16 protein-coding genes are annotated in these 20,266 nt (G+C 64.9%); 5 read left to right on the forward strand and 11 right to left on the reverse strand.

The window, feature by feature from the left end; all coding sequences use genetic code 11:
* Positions 1-79: 79 nt before the first annotated feature.
* The 3 genes from AC5RV1_RS16450 to AC5RV1_RS16460 form a co-directional block, all read right to left on the reverse strand.
* Positions 80-1,243: a mannitol-1-phosphate 5-dehydrogenase gene (locus AC5RV1_RS16450; RefSeq protein ID WP_493995300.1), complete on the reverse strand. Its 1,164-nt coding sequence runs from the start codon at positions 1,241-1,243 to the stop codon at positions 80-82.
* Positions 1,243-3,327: a PTS mannitol transporter subunit IICBA gene (locus tag AC5RV1_RS16455; RefSeq protein ID WP_493945421.1), complete on the reverse strand. Its 2,085-nt coding sequence runs from the start codon at positions 3,325-3,327 to the stop codon at positions 1,243-1,245. The genes AC5RV1_RS16450 and AC5RV1_RS16455 overlap by 1 nt, the downstream gene beginning before the upstream one ends.
* Before the next feature lie 83 nt (positions 3,328-3,410).
* Positions 3,411-4,139, reverse strand: a complete 729-nt coding sequence (locus AC5RV1_RS16460) for a TetR/AcrR family transcriptional regulator (RefSeq protein WP_256247314.1) — start codon at positions 4,137-4,139, stop codon at positions 3,411-3,413.
* Between the two features lie 161 nt (positions 4,140-4,300).
* Between AC5RV1_RS16460 and ptsP the strand changes: the two genes are divergently transcribed.
* Positions 4,301-5,986 (forward strand): phosphoenolpyruvate--protein phosphotransferase, encoded by a 1,686-nt coding sequence (gene ptsP / locus AC5RV1_RS16465; RefSeq protein ID WP_493945422.1) that lies wholly within the window; start codon positions 4,301-4,303, stop codon positions 5,984-5,986.
* A 34-nt stretch (positions 5,987-6,020) separates the two neighbouring features.
* On the opposite strand, the gene AC5RV1_RS16470 is transcribed toward ptsP, so the two are convergent.
* On the reverse strand, positions 6,021-6,803 hold the full coding sequence (locus AC5RV1_RS16470; protein ID WP_493945423.1) for an alpha/beta fold hydrolase: 783 nt from the start codon (positions 6,801-6,803) through the stop codon (positions 6,021-6,023).
* A gap of 102 nt (positions 6,804-6,905) precedes the next feature.
* Between AC5RV1_RS16470 and AC5RV1_RS16475 the strand changes: the two genes are divergently transcribed.
* Positions 6,906-7,349: a helix-turn-helix domain-containing protein gene (locus AC5RV1_RS16475; RefSeq protein ID WP_493945424.1), complete on the forward strand. Its 444-nt coding sequence runs from the start codon at positions 6,906-6,908 to the stop codon at positions 7,347-7,349.
* Here the strand turns inward: AC5RV1_RS16475 and AC5RV1_RS16480 are convergent.
* Positions 7,312-8,532, reverse strand: coding sequence for a PucR family transcriptional regulator (locus AC5RV1_RS16480; RefSeq protein ID WP_493945425.1), 1,221 nt, complete (start codon positions 8,530-8,532; stop codon positions 7,312-7,314). The two genes, AC5RV1_RS16475 and AC5RV1_RS16480, sit on opposite strands and share 38 nt — an antisense overlap.
* Before the next feature lie 231 nt (positions 8,533-8,763).
* Between AC5RV1_RS16480 and ald the strand changes: the two genes are divergently transcribed.
* A complete protein-coding gene (gene ald, locus AC5RV1_RS16485; RefSeq protein WP_493945426.1) occupies positions 8,764-9,882 on the forward strand; it encodes an alanine dehydrogenase in 1,119 nt (372 codons plus the stop codon).
* Positions 9,883-10,040: 158 nt separating this feature from the next.
* On the opposite strand, the gene AC5RV1_RS16490 is transcribed toward ald, so the two are convergent.
* The 6 genes from AC5RV1_RS16490 to AC5RV1_RS16515 form a co-directional block, all read right to left on the reverse strand.
* Entirely contained in the window at positions 10,041-11,111 is a 1,071-nt protein-coding gene (locus AC5RV1_RS16490) for a Gfo/Idh/MocA family protein (protein ID WP_493995301.1), read from the reverse strand.
* 280 nt (positions 11,112-11,391) lie between these two features.
* Positions 11,392-13,113 carry an ABC transporter family substrate-binding protein gene (locus AC5RV1_RS16495; protein WP_493995302.1) on the reverse strand — a complete coding sequence of 574 codons (1,722 nt, stop codon included), beginning with the start codon at positions 13,111-13,113 and terminating at the stop codon, positions 11,392-11,394.
* A gap of 52 nt (positions 13,114-13,165) precedes the next feature.
* A complete protein-coding gene (locus tag AC5RV1_RS16500; RefSeq protein ID WP_493995303.1) occupies positions 13,166-15,403 on the reverse strand; it encodes a dipeptide ABC transporter ATP-binding protein in 2,238 nt (745 codons plus the stop codon).
* Positions 15,400-16,389 (reverse strand): ABC transporter permease, encoded by a 990-nt coding sequence (locus AC5RV1_RS16505; protein WP_493945430.1) that lies wholly within the window; start codon positions 16,387-16,389, stop codon positions 15,400-15,402. Before AC5RV1_RS16505 ends, AC5RV1_RS16500 begins: the two co-directional genes overlap by 4 nt.
* Before the next feature lie 2 nt (positions 16,390-16,391).
* Entirely contained in the window at positions 16,392-17,375 is a 984-nt protein-coding gene (locus tag AC5RV1_RS16510; RefSeq protein WP_493945431.1) for an ABC transporter permease, read from the reverse strand.
* Between the two features lie 353 nt (positions 17,376-17,728).
* A complete protein-coding gene (locus AC5RV1_RS16515; RefSeq protein ID WP_493945433.1) occupies positions 17,729-18,337 on the reverse strand; it encodes a TetR/AcrR family transcriptional regulator in 609 nt (202 codons plus the stop codon).
* Between the two features lie 127 nt (positions 18,338-18,464).
* Between AC5RV1_RS16515 and AC5RV1_RS16520 the strand changes: the two genes are divergently transcribed.
* On the forward strand, positions 18,465-19,022 hold the full coding sequence (locus tag AC5RV1_RS16520; RefSeq protein WP_493995304.1) for an NAD(P)H-dependent oxidoreductase: 558 nt from the start codon (positions 18,465-18,467) through the stop codon (positions 19,020-19,022).
* Between the two features lie 143 nt (positions 19,023-19,165).
* Positions 19,166-20,242: a non-homologous end-joining DNA ligase gene (gene ligD, locus AC5RV1_RS16525; RefSeq protein WP_493995305.1), complete on the forward strand. Its 1,077-nt coding sequence runs from the start codon at positions 19,166-19,168 to the stop codon at positions 20,240-20,242.
* The last annotated feature ends 24 nt before the right edge of the window (positions 20,243-20,266 follow it).

Genomic DNA, 20,266 nt, shown 5'->3' on the forward strand with positions numbered 1-20,266 from the left:
CGACGCCGGCACTTGGGGAAGTGCCGGCGTCGTAATTGCGAGAGGGTTGCCGAAAAACCCGCAGGAACTGGGAGAGCGTCTAGGCGGGGGTTTGGGCGAGTTCCGCCTGGCGTTCCTCCACCAGGGTGGAGACGGCGTTGAACAACGGATGCCCGGGCTCCAGGCCTGTAATCCTCGCCGTGGCATCAGCCGGGCTGGCGGAAGCGAGGATTTGGGCGAGCTCTGTTGCCTCGGTATCAGCGGGATCGTTGAATCGGAGGGCTGCGGCAATGGCTCCCAGAAGTGCCTCAGGCACCACCCCGCGTTCAGCGAGTTCCGCGGCCGGGCCGATGAACCGCTCGTGCCGGCTCAGCTTCCGCAGCGGGGCACGCCCCACCCGGTTCACCGTGTCCGGCAGGTACGGGTTGGAGAACCGGACCAGGATCTTCTGGACGTACGCTTCCTGCTCATCGTTACTGAAACCGTGTTTGGAGACCAGGAGTTGCTTGGTCTCCTCCAGCACCGCCCGGACGTCCTCGGCAACGTCCTGGTCCGCCATGGCGTCGGATATCTTCTCCAGGCCCGCCTCGAACCCGAAGTAGGCCGCCGACGCGTGGCCGGTGTTCACCGTGAACAGCTTCCGCTCGATATACGGCGAGAGGTCGTCCACAAACGTGGCACCCGGGATTTGGGGGGCGGCACCGGCAAAAGCAGTACGGTCGATGACCCATTCGTAGAACGTCTCCACCGTGACATCCAGGCCCTGGCCTGCTTCCTGGTTTGGCACAATCCGGTCTACTGCAGTGTTCGCGAACACCGCTTTGCCGTCCAGCGCCCCTGCGGCGGCCCCCGGCTGGGAAGCCACTTCCTTGGCCAGGATGTCGGTGGCGTTGATGGCATTCTCACAGGCCATGACCTGTAGCGGAGCCAGTTCTGCCCCCCTTGCCACGATGCCCCTGGCAATTACAGGCGCCACGAACTTCAGGATGTGCGGGCCCACCGCGGTGGTAACGATGTCCGCCGTCGCAATTTCTGCAACGAGCTCGGCCTCCTGCGTAGTGGAATTCAACGCCCGGAAGTTGTTCACCGTCCGCACCGCAGGGTTCTCCCCTACTTCATGCACGGCGTAGCTCTCGGCCTTGGCGAGTTCGGCGATGAGGTCCTCCGCTACGTCGGCAAACACCACCTCATAGCCTGCGTTGTGCAGGAGCAGGCCCACAAAGCCGCGCCCGATGTTTCCGGCCCCGAAATGTACCGCCTTCACTATGCGTTGACCTTTCCAAAGAGCTCCAGGACCTCGTCCTCTGACGTGGCGGCCTCCAGCCGGGCCACCTGTTCCTTGTTGGTGAAGACCTTCGCGATGGAGGACAGGATGTGCAGGTGTTCGTTGTTGATGCCGGCGACACCCACCACGAACTTGACCTGCTTGCCGTTCCAGTCAATGCCCTCCGGGTAACGGATCACGGACACCGCGGACTTCCGGATGTGGTCCTTGGCCGCGTTGGTGCCGTGCGGGATGGCCAGGAAGCTGCCCATGTACGTGGACACCGACTGTTCCCGCTCGTGCATGGCCCTGACGTAGTCCTCATCCACCGCACCGCGGGCCAGCAGGAGCCGGCCGGCTTCGTCGATGGCGGCATCACGGGTGGTAGCTGCTCCGCGGAGCACTACGCTCTCCCGGGCCAGGATTTCGGACGTTCCGGTCCCCGCGGGTTCGGCTTCGGACGTTCCGACGGCGGTGCCGGCGGCTCCTCCAGCTGCAGTTCCAGCCGCTAGTCCCGTCGCCGGTCCGGATGCGGACGCTCCGCCCGGTGTTCCCGCACCGGCGTCCGGACCTTCCATTACGGAGGCACCGTCGGTGTTGCTCTCCCTGACCAGTTCCACGATTTCGTCGTAGCGCGGGCTGCTCATGAAGTTGTCAACGGAATAGTGGACGGCGCTGGAGGTGGCCGGCTTGGCGCGTTCGGTCAGGTCCTGGTGGGTGACCACAACGTCGTAGTCGTCGTTGAGGTTGGCGATGGAGGCGTTGGTGACCTTCACGTCGGGGAACCCGGCCGCCTTGATCTTGTTCCGCAGCACCGAGGCGCCCATGGCACTGGAGCCCATGCCGGCGTCGCACGCGAACACGATGTTCCGCACAGGTCCGGCCAGAACAGCAACCCCGCCGCCACCGGCAGCGGAACCCGCGCCCGTCAGGGTGGAGGATACGGAGCTCTTCTTGCCCTTCATCTGCTCCATGCGGGACGTGGCCGCGCTGAGGTCGCCCTCATCGCTGTGCTTGGTGGTCTTCATGATGACCGAGGCCACCAGGAAGGACGCCGCGGTGGCCAGGAGGACCGCCAGGATGACGCCCACGTAGCTGTCGCGCGAAGTCTGCGCGAGAACGGCGATGATGGACCCCGGCGCGGCCGGAGCCACCAGGCCTGCACCGGTGATGGCCAGGGTGGCGATGCCCGTCATGCCGCCGGCAATGGCCGCCAGGATCAGCAGCGGACGCATCAGCACGTACGGGAAGTAGATCTCGTGGATGCCACCCAGGAAGTGGATGATGGCGGCACCGGGAGCGGAGGCCTTGGCGGCACCGCGGCCGAAGAACATGTAGGCGAGCAGGATGCCGAAGCCGGGGCCGGGGTTGGCTTCCAGCAGGAACAGGATCGACTTGCCCTGCTCCAGTGACTGCTGGACGCCCAGCGGGGTGAGCACGCCGTGGTTGATGGCGTTGTTGAGGAAGAGTACCTTGGCCGGTTCGATGAAGATGCTGGTAAGGGGCAGCAGGCCGTTGTTGACCAGGAACTGCACCACGTTGCCCGCGCCGGTGCTGAACGCCGAAACCAGCGGCGAGATGCCGTAGAAGCCCAGCAGGGCAAGCAGTCCGCCCCAGATGCCGGCGGAGAAGTTGTTGACCAGCATCTCGAAGCCGGGGCGGATCTTGCCGTCCCAGATCGAGTCGATCTTCTTCATGGTCCAGCCGCCCAGCGGGCCCATGATCATTGCGCCGATGAACATGGGGATGCCGGCACCCACGATCACACCCATGGTGCCGATGGCGCCCACCACGCCGCCGCGGACGTCGTAGACCATCTTGCCGCCGGTATAGCCGATCAGCAGCGGCAGCAGGTAAGTGATCATTGGTCCCACGAGGCCGGTGTTCGGCACCCCGTTTGTCTCGCCGAAGCCGCCCAGCTGTGGAACAGGCAGCCAGCCCTTCTCAATGAAGAGGGCTGTGATGATGCCCCAGGCGATGAAGGCGCCGATGTTGGGCATGATCATCCCGGACAGGAACGTCCCGAACTTCTGGACGCCAACCCGCATACTGGTGCGGGGTTTCGCAACTGTCTCTGTTGCCATGTGCTTTCCTAACCGTCATTCCCGCTGCTCCGCAGGATGGTCCGATACTTACGACGACGTACTGATAGAACTGTTGGCGCTTTTCAGCCCGCCGGGCTGGTGGAGATGCGGTGAAGCCATTCGAGGAAGAGTTTGAGTTCCGAGCTGGAGAGCTGGTCTGAGTGCGAGGCCTGAAGTGCGGCGTTCAGGGCGATCGCTGCCACCACCACCGATGATTTCCCGGTGTCGTCCGGGGCCGCGCCGCTGGCCGGCTCGGCGGACACCGCGAAAATCATGGCGTCCCGGGTCATGGTGGACAATTCGAGGTTCCGGTCGGAGGCGGGCTCCGCAATCAGCATCAGCGTCACGCCCACGTTCGCGGCCAGGATGGACCTGGCCGCTTCCCGGGGCTGGACATTCAGCTGGCCTGCCACCGCTGCCTTGTTCAGCATCTCCTCCATCAGCGCCTCGGCATCGGCAACGATGGCGGGGCGGCTTTCCGGGCGGATGTTGCCGAACATCACCAGGTACAGTTCCGGCTGGTTGAGCCCGAACTGCACGTGGTTGTCCCACATTCTCCGGATATCTTCGAGCGGCTGTCCGGAGGGGGCGAAATCCCTTTCGCCCGCAACATACTCTTCAAACCCTGCGGCGACGACGGCGTCGAACAGCCCTTCCTTGTCACCGAAGTGGTGGTACAGCGTGGGAGCCGTCACCCCTGCCAGCTGGGTGATTTGGCGGGTGGAAACAGGCGCTCCCGCAGAGTTTGCCAGCAGCTCGGCGGCTGCACGCAGCAGCCGCATCTTGGGGGGAAGCTGGCCATCCAAACTCATAACCGCTACCCTAGCACCTATAGCAATGCTATATGAACTGAATCACATACAATTTTTTCAGGCACGTTTCCCGCCTCCGGACGTAGCAGTCCTCCGGCGGACCGGCATGGCGCCGGACAATACCGGCGGGCCTGGCAACCGGCAGAGAATGAGGACCTTCAGTGCAGAACTTCCCAGGAGTAGGCGTCAGCCCAGGCCGCGTTATCGGCACCGTCCGGCAGATGCCCAAACCCATCAGCGAGCCTCCGGCCGGCGAGCAACTGGCAGCAGGCACCACCGCCGAGGAAGCCACAGCAGCGCTGAAGGCGGCCTCGCAGGCCGTGCACGATGAGCTCAAAGCGCGCGCCGCCCATGCCACCGGCGACGGCAAGGCAGTCCTGGAAGCCACGGCACTGATGGCCAAGGACACCATGCTGATCAAGGGTGCCGCCAAACTCGTTGCCCGCGGAACATCGGCCGAACGCGCCATCTGGGAGTCCGGCTCCTCCGTTTCCGAAATGCTCCACAACCTGGGGGGCTACATGGCCGAGCGCGCCACCGACGTCCTGGACGTGCGCGCCCGGATCGTCGCCGCACTGCGCGGAGTCCCCGCACCCGGCATCCCGGCGTCCAGCACCCCCTTTGTCCTGGTGGCCGAGGACCTGGCCCCGGCCGATACCGCCACCCTGGACCCGAACAAGGTTTTGGCCCTGGTGACCTCAGGCGGCGGACCCCAGTCCCACACCGCCATCATCGCCCGTTCCCTCGGCCTGCCCGCCGTCGTCGCGGCAGTAGGGGTGGACGAACTCCCGGACGGCACGGAAGTGTACTTGGACGGCGCCGCCGGCGCTGTCACCTCCGAGCCGGACGAAGCCTTGCGCGCGGCCGCAGAGGCGTGGGCGGCCACGGCTTCGCTGCTGGCCGAGTTCAGCGGCACGGGCTCGACGGCGGATGGCCACCTGGTCCCCCTGCTCGCCAACGTGGGCGGCGGCAAGGACGCGGAGGCGGCCGCCAAGCTCGGCGCCCAGGGCGTGGGCCTGTTCCGCACGGAGTTCTGCTTCCTGGAACGTGACACCGAACCCAGTGTTGAAGAGCAGGCCCTTGCCTACAAGAAGGTCTTTGATGCCTTCCCGGGCAAGAAAGTGGTCCTGCGCACCCTCGATGCCGGCGCCGACAAGCCGCTCCCCTTCCTCACCGACTCAACCGAACCCAATCCCGCCCTCGGCGTCCGCGGCTACCGCACCGACTTCACCACCCCCGGCGTCCTGGACCGTCAACTGGAAGCCATCGCGCTGGCCGAAAAGCAGTCCGAAGCGGACGTGTGGGTCATGGCCCCGATGATCTCGACGGCGGAAGAGGCAGCCCGTTTCGCCTCCATGTGTGCCGATGCCGGCATCAAGACCCCCGGCGTCATGGTGGAGGTTCCTTCTGCTGCCCTTACTGCGGAAGCCATCCTCCGCGAAGTGGGTTTCGCGAGCCTTGGCACCAACGACCTCACCCAGTACGCCATGGCCGCCGACCGCCAGCTCGGCCCGCTCGCCAACCTCAATACCCCCTGGCAGCCGGCCGTCCTGCGCCTGGTGGGGCTGACGGTGGAGGGATCACGCGCCGAGGGCAGCAACAAACCCGTCGGCGTCTGCGGTGAGGCAGCTGCGGACCCGGCGCTCGCCGTCGTCCTTACCGGCCTCGGCGTGAGCACGCTGTCCATGACCGCCCGCTCCCTCGCCGCCGTCGCTGCGGTGCTTAAGACGGTGACCCTCGAGGAAGCGCAGCAGCTCGCCAAGCTCGCCCTGTCCGCGCCCAGCGCCACGGAGGCCCGGGCGTGGGTGCGCGAAAGGCTGCCCGTCCTGGAGGAACTGGGACTCTGACGCTGCCGGCCCCCGCCCTGCCGGCGGGGGTCCGTCAGGCAGTAACGCCGAACCCGTTCACGGCCCGGACCCAGCCGCTGATGGCCTGGGCCGCGATTTCCGGTGCAGTGTGCTGGAAGACGTGGCCCTGGCCCAGAATTTCGGCCACCGTTCCCTGCTGGGCCACCTCTGCGAGACGCACGCACCAGGGCCGGCGGGCAATGGGATCTTTGGTTCCACGAAGCACCAGCACGGGCTGGCTGACCGCGGCCAGCCGTTCCTCCAGCGGGTATTCCATCATCACCGGCAGTTCGGTCAGGTACCAGCGCGGGCCCGCCCGGAAGTAGTCGCCGAACACGATGGCGTTGGAGGCCAGGGACTCGCTGAACATCGCGTCCCGCGTCAGCGCCATCGCCTGCCGGATCACCGATTTTCTGCTCGATTCCACCACTGGCCCCATCAGGACTGCGCCGGATACCCGCTCAGGTTCCTGCAGCGCCAGTTCCACCGCGAACTGCGTGCCCATCGAGTGGCCCACGGGCACGTAATTGTCCACCCCGGCCTCCGTCAGGACGTCCCCTACGAAGGCAGCAAATTCCTCAACCTGCAGTTGGCGCCCGGGGTTTGACGACTTCCCGAAGCCGGGCAGGTCGAAGGAATAGACGTCCGCTGCTTCTGCCAGTTCCTCGTGAAGCCGGGCCAGGTAGCGGTGGGAGACACCGATGCCGTGCAGCAGCACATAAGTGGGCCGGGCTCCCATCTCTGCCGGTTGGACGGAGGCGTAGAGCCTTCCCTGCAAACCGCCGGATTCAACGTCCCGGCCACCAGTTAATGCCATCAGCCGAGCATACCGCCGGAGCTGGAAAGCCACCGGCAGGCCGGGACGCACGAGTGAACCTGTCACATCGGCAGGCCGGTGATCCACCGGTAGGCTGGGGCCATGGCACTGATTGCTCCCAGGATGGCCGGCGCCCTTCCGCCCGACGACGCCGTAAAGCTGCAGCAGGCCCTGGCCGGCAGCGACGACATCACCGTTTTTGTGGACGGCACTGTCCACCGCCTGCCGCCCCTGGCGAGGGACGCCGTGGTAGACCTCCTGCAGCGGTTCAGCCGCGGCGAGGCTGTGACCGTCAGCAGCGTGGAGGAAATGCTGACCACGTCAAAGGCTGCAGAACTCGCGGGAATCTCGCACACCTACCTGCGCAACATGACGGACCGCGGCGAGATTCCCGTGGAGTACCGGGGCAGCCACCGGCGCATTCCCCTGGCGGCGATCATGGCGTGGCTGGAGGGGCAGAAGAAGGACCGGCAGAAAAAGGCGGTTGCGGACCAGGCTGACGGGGACCTCAGATTCGGGGCCGAAGGGCCCAGCGCCGCATCTTAAGGGCAGCATGCAGTTCCAGGCGGGGCATCCCTTTCAGCGGATCCACCCCCAGCAGTTGCCGGATCCGGCCCAGCCTGTTGTAGATGCTGCTGCGGTGCAGGTGGAGTTTGGCGGCAACATCCTGGACGGAACCGTCGTTGTCGTACAGCAGTTCCAGGACCGGGATCAGTTCACCGTTGCGGTCGTGGTCCTCAAGGGTTCGGAAGTAGACGGACCCGGAGTCAGCCCAGGCGCCGGCCCCTCCCCCGGCAGAGGCCAGCAGCTGATAGACGCCGGTGGACCGGCAGTCCACGAGCTCCCCGAGCTGGGCGTCCACTGCGGCGGCCTGTGCAGCGAGCTTGGATTGCCGGTAGGCCTCGGCGAGCTCCCGCGGCCGGGCAAACCCTTCACTGATACCTAAGATGATGCGGTGAACCGGCCGGCCGGAGCGCTTTGCCAGTTCCAGCTGGTAGTGGACCAGGACCTGGGCGTGGTTTGCGCGGCCCGATGACTCGCGGAACAGCACCACGGAGTGGGTCTCCGTTCCGGCGCTGAAAAGGGCGGCATCAACACCCACCGTTGCCTGGAGTGCTGCCGAACGGTGGATCAGGGTTGAGGCGATGGGATCCGGCCCACCCGCCCACCCGTCGGCGTCGAGCACTGTAACCATCTGCCACGGCCCGCGGCCCTGAACCTCTTTCCAGCCGGCCACCGCCGCCACCGCATTTGCTTCCCCCGCACAAGCTGAAAGGAATTCCCGCTCCCGCCCGCGCCGGAATTCGGACTCGGCGGTGTTCGAATCGAGGAGCAAACCGGAGAGCATCTCGAGCTCGTTGGTGACCGTTGGCAGTTGCGTGAGGATCGACGTCGGATTCTCCTCCACAGAGTCCTGCTGCACCCAGAGGTAACCCACCCGGAAGCCGCGGACCATCAGCGGGACACAGACGCGGCCCAGCATTCCAAGGTCAGGGTTTGCGGGAACCGCGACGGGGCGGACGGCCGTGGCAATACCGTGGGACAGCTGCCAGGCGCTGACATCGGCCGGTACCTTCTTGCTGAGCAGGAAGTTCACGCGGACCCGGTCGGCGTGGGACTGGTTGGAGCTGTACGCCAGCAGCACGCCGTCCAGGTCTTCCAGGGACAAGCCGCGGCCCAGTTTCTGCGCCACCTGCTCGACCAGTTGCTCCACGCCCTGCTGCTGCATGGCCCAACACTACTGCTTTTCCGCCTGCTTGCACGAACGGACATGAGGCGACACATGACGCCCAGAGGCTAAACAAATGTCGATTCTCTTGTGCTGTAATCCGCGGAATGGCGGGGTTCTTAATTCACCGACCCTTGCTTCACATGTCGGCTGGCTCACAATCGGATTTATCGTGGAAACACAGAATCTTCCGCACTTTCCGGCTTACCAGCCGAGAACCTGGAGCCCACGATGATCATCGGTGTCCCCAAAGAAATCAAGAACAACGAATTCCGGGTGGCCATCACCGCCGCCGGCGTCCACGAGTTCCGCACCCACGGCCACACCGTGCTGGTGGAACGCGGCGCGGGACTGGGCTCAGGGATCACAGACGAGGAATACGCCATCGCCGGCGCCGAGATTGTCAACGACGCCGACGACGTCTGGGCACGTGCGGACATGGTGATGAAGGTCAAGGAACCCATCAACGCCGAGTACCACCGCTTCCGCAAGGGCTTGATCCTCTTCACCTACCTCCACCTCGCCGCCGAGCCGGAACTTACCCGTGAGCTCATCAACTCCGGCGTCACCGCCATCGCCTACGAGACCGTCCAGGAAGGCCGCACCCTCCCGCTGCTGGCCCCCATGTCCGAGGTAGCCGGCCGGCTCTCTGTGCAGGTGGGCGCCGCTTCCCTGATGGCCCCCGCCGGTGGCAAGGGCGTGCTGCTGGGCGGCGTGCCCGGCGTCCGGCCCGCAAAGGTGGTTGTCCTGGGCGCCGGCGTTGCCGGAACCAACGCAGCCGCCATGGCGCTGGGCCTGGGTGCCGACGTCACCATCATGGACATCAACATCAACCGCCTGCGCGAGCTGGACGCCCAGTACCAGGGCCGGCTGAAGACGGTGGCATCGAACTCCTACGAGATCGAAAAGTCCGTGGTGGACGCCGACCTGGTAATCGGCTCCGTCCTCATCCCGGGCGCCAAGGCCCCCAAGCTGGTAACCAACGAGCTGGTGGCCCGCATGAAGCCCGGTTCAGTCCTGGTGGATATCGCCGTGGACCAGGGCGGCTGCTTTGAGGACACCCGCCCCACCACGCACCAGGAACCCACCTACAAGGTCCACAACACCATCTTCTACTGCGTGGCCAACATGCCCGGCGCCGTCCCCAACACCTCCACCTACGCCCTGACCAACGTGACCCTGCGGTACGCCGTGTCCCTGGCCAACCTCGGCGTCAAGGCCGCCTTCGACCGCGACCCCGCCCTCGCCGCCGGCCTCAACATAGCCGCAGGCCACGTGGCACACCACTCCGTGTCCGAAGCGCACAACCTGCCCCTCGTAGCGGACTGGCACGAACTGGTTTCTGCGTAAGTCTTGACTCGACCCGCTGCGCTGGACGACACACATCCTCTGCGTGCTGGCTCCTTCGTCGCCTGGGCCCACGCCAGCAGGGTTCCCTGGCTGAGCTTGTGAGGTTAGGGAGCTGGTGGGGGGCACGCTGCCGGATGTCTGTGGTCCAGCGTTGTCGTTTAAACCCTGCCGCGGGCCAGTTCGCGCGCCTCTTCTATTAGTTTGAGGGACTCGACGGCGTCTGCGGGGTCTACCGGGAGCGGCAGGGGTGAGGTGGCTCCGCCGTCGAGGATTTTGTCCGCCAGGAGCCGGTAGAACTCAGGGTAGGCGCCCCGCTCGGTGGGGAGGGCATCCAGGTGGCCGTCGCGGCCCAGGAGCCCTGCCCACTCCGGTGCCTCCTCGCCGTACTCCGCGTCCAAGGGGCTGCCGCCAGCAACGATGTACGGCTCCTGCGGATCCACACCGTTCTTGGTGTAGCCGCCGACGGAACCCAACACACGGAACCGCGGGCCCTGCTGCGCGCAGAGCATATTCATTGTGAGGTGGCTCAGCACTCCTGAGGTGTGCCGCAGCACCAGGAAGACGTCGTCGTCCGCCCGCTCGTCCGCGCGCCGGGCCCTCAGCTCGGCGTGGACCACCGTCGCGGGACCAAACAGCAGGAGCGCCTGGTCGATCAGGTGGCTGCCGAGGTCGAACAAGACGCCGCCCCCGTCCGAGACGGTGGCGTGCGCCTTCCACGCTTTGGCGATGGCGGGAGACCACCGCTCGAACCGCGACTCAAACCTGGTCACCTTCCCCACGGCGTCCGCCGCCAGGAGTTTCCGGAGCGTTAGGAAGTCCCCGTCCCACCGCCTGTTCTGGAACACCGTCAACACCCGGCCCAGTTGTTGGGCGAGGGCAACAAGCACCTGTCCTTCCTCGCTGGTCACCGCGAACGGCTTATCCACCACCACATCCAGGCCGGCCTCGAGCGCTGACTTGGCGAGCGGGTAGTGCGTGGCTGGCGGGGTGCCCAGGACCACGAGGTCAAGGTCAGCAGCGCGCGCCAGGACAGCATCGCCGTCGTGCACTGTCCTCACGCCGGGGTAGCGGGCAGTGGCTGCCTTCTGCCGCTCCACGTTGGACGTGGCGATGACGTCCAACGAGTAACGCGCGTCCGTCCCGATCAAGGGCGCGTGGAAGACGCTGCCGGACAGGCCGTAGCCGACGACGGCCGTGCGGATGGTGCGTGGAGCGGCGGAGTCAGTCATAGGGCTACGGTACTCCGGCACGTGTGCGCCGGTCCCCGAAGTGTTCAAAGGTGAGAGAGCGTTCCGGAAAAAGCCGCGGGACGTGATGGAGCGTCCCTGGAAAGCCGCGGGACGTGATGGAGCGTTCCGGGAAAAGCCGCGGTAAGTGATGGAGCGTTCGGAAAGGGGGGCGGCGGTTCGGGCACGGTTAAGGCCGGCACCCCCGATTTTCCAGGAGATGCCGGCCTCGCCGTGTTGCCGTATTTGCCGTAGTCAGTTGCTCTTCAGCTGAGGCGGGGTTTTACTTCTTTTCCCAGCCGAGGGTGGTCCAGTCCGGAACCTGGGACAGGCTCTGGAACAGGGACGGGCCGTAGTTGGCCAGGCCAGTGCGGACGAAGGAGATCTGCGGACCGTTCATCACTACGCCCATGGAGAAGTACTTCGCCATGTGCTCCTTTTCAACTTCCATTGCCGCCTTGTTGCGCTCGGCGTTGTCCTCGATGGATGCCAGATCGGCGATCTTCTTGTCCAGTTCGGCATCGCCCAGCTGGTTTTCGTTGGTCTTGGAGTCGTAGTACTGCTTGACGGCGGACGTGGCGTCCGGACCGACTGTGTAGCCGGAAACGCTCATGTCGAAGTCGCGGCCACCAATCACCTTGCCGAAGTCGGCGGAGGCGCGCTGGTCGATGCCAACATCCATGCCGCCGGCTTGGAGCTGCTTCTGCAGGGTCTGGGTGAAGGCGAGGGTGGTGGGATCGTCACCGAAGTTGCTGATCTTGAAGGCGGCGGGCTTGCCGTCCTTCTCCATGATGCCGTTGGCGTTCGCGGTGTAGCCGGCGTCGGTCAGCACCTTCTTGGCAGCATCGGGACCGGTTTCCTTCACGGGGTAGTTGTCCTGGTAGTACTCGGAGAAGGGCAGGAGCATCATGGAGCCGGAGCTGGGCTCTTCCCAGTTCAGGCCGTTAAAGCGCACCTTGCGGAGTGCTTCTCGGTCCACTGCCGCGAAGATCGCCTTGCGGACTGCGACATCGGTGATTTTCTGGGCGTTGATGTTCATGCCGCCGGCGAAGAGACGCTGGCCGCGGCGGACCTCGGAGTCCTTGGTGCCTTCGAGCTGTTTGTAGAGGGCGATGGTGTTGGCTGACATCGCGTCGATCTCGCCGTTTTTGAAGGCAGCGATCTGGGCGCTGGTCTCGAGCTGGCGGAACACCACGCTTTCCAGGACCGGCTTGTTGCCCCACCACTTCTCGTTGGGCACCAGGGTTACCGTCTTGGCTGCGGTATCGTACTGGTCCAGCTTAAACGGGCCTGCCATCCACTCCGGGTGCAATTCCCCGTTAAAGCCTTCGTTGAAGATCTGCGGAGTGTTGACAGCGGGGTGGATCAGGCCGAAGAACAGGTCCTCCAGCGGGTACACCGGCCGGCTGGTCTTGACGATGACTTCCTTGTCGCTGCTGCCCGCCTCGACGGATTCAACAAACTCGTACGCTCCCGAGGAGACGATGTCGTAGCCGGCATCGGGGCTCTTCAGGATGGTCCAGGTGTTCTGGAAGGCCTTGACGTCGATGGGGGTGCCGTCGTTGTAGGTGGCCTTCTCGTTGACCTTGATGGTGATGGTCTGTTTGCCATCCTTGACTTCGTTCGTGACCTCCTCGCAGAAGTCCTTATTGGGCGAGGCCTTGCCCTCGAAGTCGAGCTTCCAGCAACCGCCGATGCCGCCGCTGTTTACAGCGACAGGGTTCATGGGAATCTGCAGCGCCGAGTTGTCTGCGCTGTTGCCGTTGTTCGAGAAGCCGTTGAAGTCCGGGCCGATGTTGCCCAGCGGAAGGGTAACCTTGCCGCCCTGTTCAAGATCTGCGGCGGGCTTTTCGTTAACGCTGATGAGCTTGGACAGGTCGCTGCCTGCTTCCTGCCCCTTTGCCGTTTCCGGCCCTGTGGCCCCGCCACCGCCGCTGCCGCAGGCCGTCAGCGCCAGAGCAGCAGCAATGGCCGCCGCTCCGCCGATCTTGTTCAGTTTCCTCATGGTGTTCCCTTCGTTGTTGCAGGTGGTGATGCTTGTGATGGGTCGAAAAAACTTAAGGTGCATGGTGATCCGATGATTCGTGGACTACCAGCATGTCCTCATCCAGTTCCCCGTCCGGGAAGAAGCAGGCGAAGCGCTGGTCCAGGGCCGGCAGCGGCTGGGCGGCCAGGGCCTGGGCCGCTGCCGAGGGTGCCACCGGTTCCAGCGGGGGCTCCAGAGTGAGGCACTTTTCCTGTTTCACCGGCGGCAGCGCCGCGAAAACGGGGCACCTGGTGGCAAAGTTGCAGCCCTTGGGGGCGTCCAGGGGGGAGGGCAGGTCACCCCGCAGGATGATCCGCTCCCTGGTCTTCTCCACCTGCGGGTCCGGCACCGGGATGGCCGAGAGCAGGGCCCTGGTGTAGGGGTGGCGGGGGTTGTCGAACACCCGGTCCACTTCACCGATCTCCACAATCTTGCCCAAGTACATAACAGCCACGCGGTTGGAGATGTGCCGGACCACCGAAAGGTCATGGGCCACCAGCAGGTAGCTGAGCCCCAGCTCGGCACGGAGCTTGTCCAGGAGGTTGATCACGCCGGCCTGGACGGAAACATCAAGGGCGGAGACAGGTTCGTCCAGGACCACCAGCTTCGGATTCACGGCCAGGGCGCGGGCAATGCCGACGCGCTGGCGCTGTCCGCCGGAAAACTGGTTGGGGAAGCGGTTGACATGGTCCGGCTGCAGGCCCACCAGCTTCATCAGTTCCATGATGCGTGTCCTGATGGCCTGCTTGTCCATGCCGGCGTTCTGAAGCGGCTCGGCGAGGACTTCGTAGACCGTGAACCGCGGGTCCAGCGCCCCCGTAGGGTCCTGGAACACCATCTGCATCTCGCGGCGCATCGCACTCTTGGTCCGGGCATCGGCAGCCTGCTTGTTGCTGATGCCGCCAATCGTCACCTCGCCGTCCTGGTCCTTGTGGAACTCCATGATTTCCAGCAGGGTGGTGGTCTTTCCGGAACCGGACTCGCCAACGATCGAGAAGCACTCACCCTCGCGGATGTCGAAGCTGACACCGTCCACGGCCTTGACGGTGCCGATCCGGCGCTTCAGCAGCGCACCTCTGGTCAGGGGGAAGTGCTTGCGCACGTCCTTGAGCTGCAGGACCGTGGAGCGTTCCGTACGCGGAATGGCATCAAAGCGGGACACCGCCACCGGCGGGGCCGAGAAGACGTCGTGGACGTCGACGTCGCCGCCAAGGGACCCGGACTTGATGCAGGCGGCGCGGTGAATCGCACTTCCGGGCACCGCCGCCAACGCCGGCTCGCCCTCCAGGCAGGCATCTGTTGCGAGGGGGCAGCGGGGTGCGAAAGAGCAGCCGGTGGGTGTGTGGAGCAGGTTGGGCGGCATGCCCTCAATGGGAACCAGGGACGCCTTCTCCGCCACGTCGACCCGCGGCACGGCGCCGAGCAATCCCATGGTGTAGGGCATCCGCGGGTTGTAGTAGATGTCGTCCACTGCGCCCGTCTCCACGGGCTTGCCGGCGTACATCACCATGATGTCGTCTGCCATCCCGGCCACCACGCCCAGGTCGTGCGTGATCATCACGACGGCGGCGCCCGTCTCCTCCTGGGCGGTATGCAGCACCTCCAGCACCTGCGCCTGGATGGTGACGTCCAGGGCCGTCGTCGGCTCGTCAGCGATGAGGACGCGCGGGTTGTTCGCGATCGCAATGGCAATCATCACCCGCTGGCGCATGCCGCCGGAGAACTCGTGCGGGAAGGCCTTCAGCCTGTCCTTGGGGCTGGGAATGCCCACCATGGCCAGGAGTTCGACGGCGCGGGCTTCTTTTGCGTGCCTGCTCATGGCGGGGTTGTGGATGGTGAGCGCTTCCACAATCTGGGTGCCCACGGTGTACACCGGCGTCAGGGACGACAGCGGGTCCTGGAAGACCATGGCCAGTTCGTTGCCACGGTACTCGCACATGGCTTTGTCGCTGAGGCCCAGCAACTCCTTGCCTTTGAGCCGAACGGACCCGGATATTTCCGCCGTGGTGGGGAGGAGCCCCATGATGGCCAGGGACGTAACCGATTTGCCGGAGCCCGATTCCCCCACGATGCCCAGCGTCTTCCCGGGCAGGAGGTCAAAATCAACGCCCCGGACTGCGTGTACTACGCCGTTCTCGGTGTTGAAGCGGACGTTCAGGTCGCGGACAGAGAGGACTGCGTCCGTGGCGGCGTGCAGGCCGGCGACGTGCAGCCGCTCCACTGTTGACTGTGGCTGTTCGGCGTGGCTGGCGGCAATTTCGCTGCTCATGAGGACTTCCCCTTAACACGGGTTTTCAGGGCGCTGCGTTTTTTGGCGCTGCCGCTTGAGCTGGAGCTGGGGTCGAAGGCGTCCCGCAGTCCGTCGTTCATCATGGCCAAGGAGCCTGTGAGCAGGAACATCACGGTCAACGGCACCCAGAACATCCAGGGAAAGGTCTGTACCTGCGATGTTGCGCCGCCGATCAGGACCCCCAGGCTGACGTCCGGAACTTTGATGCCAATGCCGATGAACGAGAAGGCAACCTCCGCAAGGATGGCGCCGGTGACGCCGCGGGTAATGTCGAGCACCAACAGGGAACCGATATTGGGAACCAGGTGCCGCCAGACGATCCGGCGCGGCGGGACACCCATGTACTGGGCGGCTTTGACGTAGTCCCGCTGCATCAGGGACATGGACAGCGACCGGATCAGCCGGGCTGTGCCCATCCAACTGAAGACCAGCAGAACGATGATCAGCAGCAGCCAGGAGGGCAGGTCCCGCTTCAGCCCTTCCCCTCCCCCGCTGGTGGCAACCGCTACCACCAGCAGTGCCGGCATCATGATGAGCGCTTCGAGGACAAAGAGCATCACTTTGTCCACCTTGCCGCCGAAGTAGGCCATGGTGCACCCATAGACGGCGGCAATCAGGACGGAGACAAGCCCCACGATCAAGCCGATGAGGATGGAGATCCTGGTGCCTTCGACCGTCATGGCATAGAGGTCAATGCCTGCCTGGGACGTTCCGAGGAAGTGCTCGGCCGAGGGAGGCATACCGATGTTGAAGGGATCGATGGTCTCCTTGTCCCAGGGGGTGAAGTAGCCACCGACAAAGGAGAAGACGGTCAGGGCCAGGAAAATGGCAAGGCCTGTCACGGCCGTCTTGTTGCGCATAAAGCGGCGGAAGATGATGGTGTTCTTGCCGATGATGACATCGGCGTTTTCCAGGTGGGCGTCCTGTGCGACGGCGGCCGGGTCCACGGCGTTGAGGTTGGTCATGGCTACTGCACCCGCACTCTCGGGTCAACGAGGGTGGTGGCGAAGTCCGCCAGGATGGCCCCCAGGGCGAAAATAACGGAACCGTAGGCCAGCGTGGCCGTGGCGGCGTTGACGTCCTGGAGCGAGATGGCGTCGATGCTCCAGGAGCCGACACCGGGCCAGGCGAAGATCTTCTCCGCAAAGAAGCCGCCGGCAAAGATCGCCGGAATGGTGAAGGCGATGCTTTGGGCTACGGGAATGAACGAGACACGCAGTGCATGCCGGGAGATCGCTTGGTTCCGGGTCAACCCCTTGGCCCGGGCGGTCCGGACAAAGTCGGCGTTCACGTTGTCCAGGAGGTACTGGCGCTGCGCAATCTGGTATGAACCCCACCCCACCAGCGTGATGGCGATGGTCGGAACCGCGTAGTGCGCCAGCATGTCCACGAACTGCGCCCACCCCGGCTCTATTCCGGGCGTGGAGATGCCGGTGACAAAAAAGATGCGCTCCCCCACGGTTTCGTTGATGTTAATGGCCCCCAGCTGAACCAGGAAGTACGCGATCGGGGCAGGCACGATGTAGGCGAGGTAGCTGTAGGACGTAATGACGCGGTCCTGGAACTTGTACTGGCGTGCTGCCGAATAGACTCCGAGTGCCACGCCGATGACGAGTGTCAGGATGATGGAGGCAAGGAAGAGCCGGGTGGAGATCCACACCCGGTCCCCGAACTCCGCGTTGATGTACGCGCCGTTGGGGCTGCGGCCCCAGTCCCAGCGGGTAACGATGGCAGTCAGCCATTCCACGTAGCGCTCCCACGGGCTCAGGTCCGGGTCCAGGCCCTTGAGCCGCATCGAGTTTGCCACCTGCTCCGGGGTGGGCCGGGGTATCCGTTCCTGCTCCAGCAGCGCGGGCTTGAGGGAACTGACCGCCAGGAAGTAACCCGCCGAGGTGGTCAGGAAGATCATAAAAGCGTACGTGATGCCACGCTTGGCGAGGTACCTGAGCATGGCGCTAGTTCAGCTTCGCCGCCGGCAGCTGGACGGTAAAACCCCGCGGTGTCAGCAGGCGGGCCAGGCTGTTGGGCAAATCAACAATCACGTGCTGGATCCTTCCGTTATCCCCGGATCAGCGGGGGTTGTGCCGCCTCATCGGGTCCTCTGCCAGCGGTAGCTGGGCTCCCGCAGCCTTTGCAGGCCTAGCCCTGGTGGACTATGTCGCGGGTCACATTCCAGAGGAAACTATCACAAGCCGCTCCCCAAAAAGGGCTGGTTGCGGGCAAACCCACCTGCCCGTATCAGATCGTTATGAATAATTTTGTAAATTTGGTGTGACAGGGCTCAAGAACAATGACCGGCGAAGTCTAGGAAGCGGTGACAACCCGTGTGACAAGCTCCCGCCACGAGTCATTGAGCCGGTCACTACTCACCCCATGCACCCGAACCAGATTCAGGAGCCGGTCCGGCGCCAGGGTGGCGCCCAGCGAACGCGCCATCAGCCAAGGGTCGGCCCCGAACCCCTCCTCCCTGAGCAGCACCTCGATATGGCGGTACCACAGGGCAGCTGCGGGAACTTCAAAGCGGCCCCGGGAGGTGTTCTCCGCTGCGAGCGCCAAGTCACCAAACTCCATCACGTAGGCAATCCGCTCCACGCCGAAAGCAACCAGGCGTTCCAGTCCGGGCGCGCCGGGGCCCAGGGGTGGCGGCCCGAACATAAAGCGGGCCTGGAAGGCGGCCTCGGACTCGCTCAGGAGCGTGAGCATGAGCCCGGCACGGCTGCCAAAGCGGCGGAATACGGTGCCTTTGCCCACCCCTGCGTGCTCGGCGAGCCGGTCCATAGTCAGCCCTTCTGCCCCACACTCGCCGATGAGGCTCCGGGCAGCATCGAGCAGGCGCTCCCGATTCCGCGCGGCATCGCTGCGTTCCACCGCTTCACCCGGCGACAGTCCGGGGCTCATTGGGATGAAGCTCACAGTCCACATTCTAGACCCCGGGAATAAGAACCGGACCGTAGTCCGTTTAGATGGGTGAAGGCAGCAAGAGCCTCAGCCATTACCCGGCCGGCGGACCCCTCCCGCCGCCCCTACCCCAGGAGTTCCCATGACCAAGAGCACCGTACTCACCCTCGTCGGCAGCCTCCGCGCCGAATCCACCAACCAGAAGTTGGCCGAAGCAATCCAGCTGAACGCTCCGGAGCAGGTGGACGTCGTCATCCACGAAAACCTTGGCAACATCCCCTTCTACAACGAAGACATTGACGTCGAAGGCCAAGTTCCCGCCGCTGCTGCCGCCCTGCGCGCCGCAGCCAACGACGCCGACACGCTCCTCCTGGTCACCCCGGAGCACAACGGCACGGTACCCGCAGCACTGAAGAACGCCATCGACTGGCTGTCCCGCCCCTTCGGTGCCGGAGCCCTCGCCGGTAAGCCCACCGCCGTCGTCGGCACTGCCTTCGGCCAGTACGGTGGAGTCTGGGCCCAGGACGAGGCCCGCAAGGCAGCAGGAATCGCCGGCGCCCAGATCCTCGAGGACGTCAAGCTCGCAGTGCCGGGTTCAATGGTGCGCTTCGCCGAAGTCCACCCGAAGGACGATGCAGAGGTCGTGGAGCAAATCAAGGGCGTTTTTTATGCCCTCGCAGCTTCCCAGCCTGCAGCATAACCAGCCTTCCGCGGTGCCCGGTGCATAATGCGCCGGGCACAGCTGTTTAAGCTGCGCCGCTGCGTTCACCGTGCCGGTGCGTCCGGCACGGTGCGTCCCTCCGAACTATGGCTGAGAAATCCAATCGTTGCTAGCGTGACGGCATGACGCCCTCGAAGACCCCGGCCGAGATCCTCGACATCGGTGGCGCGGAGGTCCGCATCTCAAGCCCGGACAAAGTGGTGTTCCCCGGGCCCGGGCTCACGAAGCTGGACCTGGTGCGGTACTACCTCGCGGTGGCGGATGGCGCGCTCCGCGGTGCCGGCGGGCGGCCCATGGTGCTCAAGCGTTTCCCGAAGGGCATTGACGCTGAGCCGTTCTTCCAAAAGCGCGTGCCCGAGAACCGCCCTGACTTCATCGACACGGCCACCCTGCACTACGCATCCGGCACGTCGGCCGAGGAGGCTGTAATCCGGGATGCCGCAGGACTGGCGTGGGTGGTGAATCTTGGCTGCCTGGACCTCAACCCGCATCCTGTCAGGGCGGAGGACCTCGAGCATCCCGATGAGCTTCGGGTGGACCTCGATCCGATGCCGGGCGTGGACTGGTCACAAATCGTGGATGTCGCCTATGTGGCACGGGAGGTACTCGGTGACATGGGACTGGTGGGCTGGCCGAAGACAAGCGGCTCCCGGGGACTTCACATCCTGGTGCGCATCGCGCCGGAATGGCCCTACCGTGACGTGCGGCTTGCCGCGGAGACCCTTGCGCGCGAAGTCGAAAACCGGGCCCCCGGACTCGCCACCGCCCGGTGGTGGAAGGAGGAGCGCGGCGAGAGCGTGTTCGTGGACTTCAACCAGAACGCCAAGGACCGCACGGTGGCATCCGCATATTCGGTCCGGCCCCTCCCCGACGCCCGGGTCTCAACGCCGCTTTCCTGGGATGAGGTGCGCTCCTTCCGTCCCGACCAATTCACGGTCCTCACAGTGCCCGCGCGCTTCAAAGACGTGGGTGACCCCCATGCAGGGATCGACGAGGCCACAGGCAAACTGGACAGGCTCCTGGCCCTGGCGGAGGAGTTGGGGCCTGCGGAGAAAGCGCCGCGTAGCGGTGACGGCTCCGGCCGCCGGCAGTCGATGATGCCGCTCATCGAGGTGGCCCGCACCAAAACGATCCCGTCCATAAGTACAAAGGACCCCGGAAGCCGAATGGCTTCCGGGGTCCTTTGCTGTGAACCGTAGTACCTGGCATTGTGCCTAGGTGTT

This window comes from Arthrobacter sp. Hb9-2, from assembly GCF_059091165.1.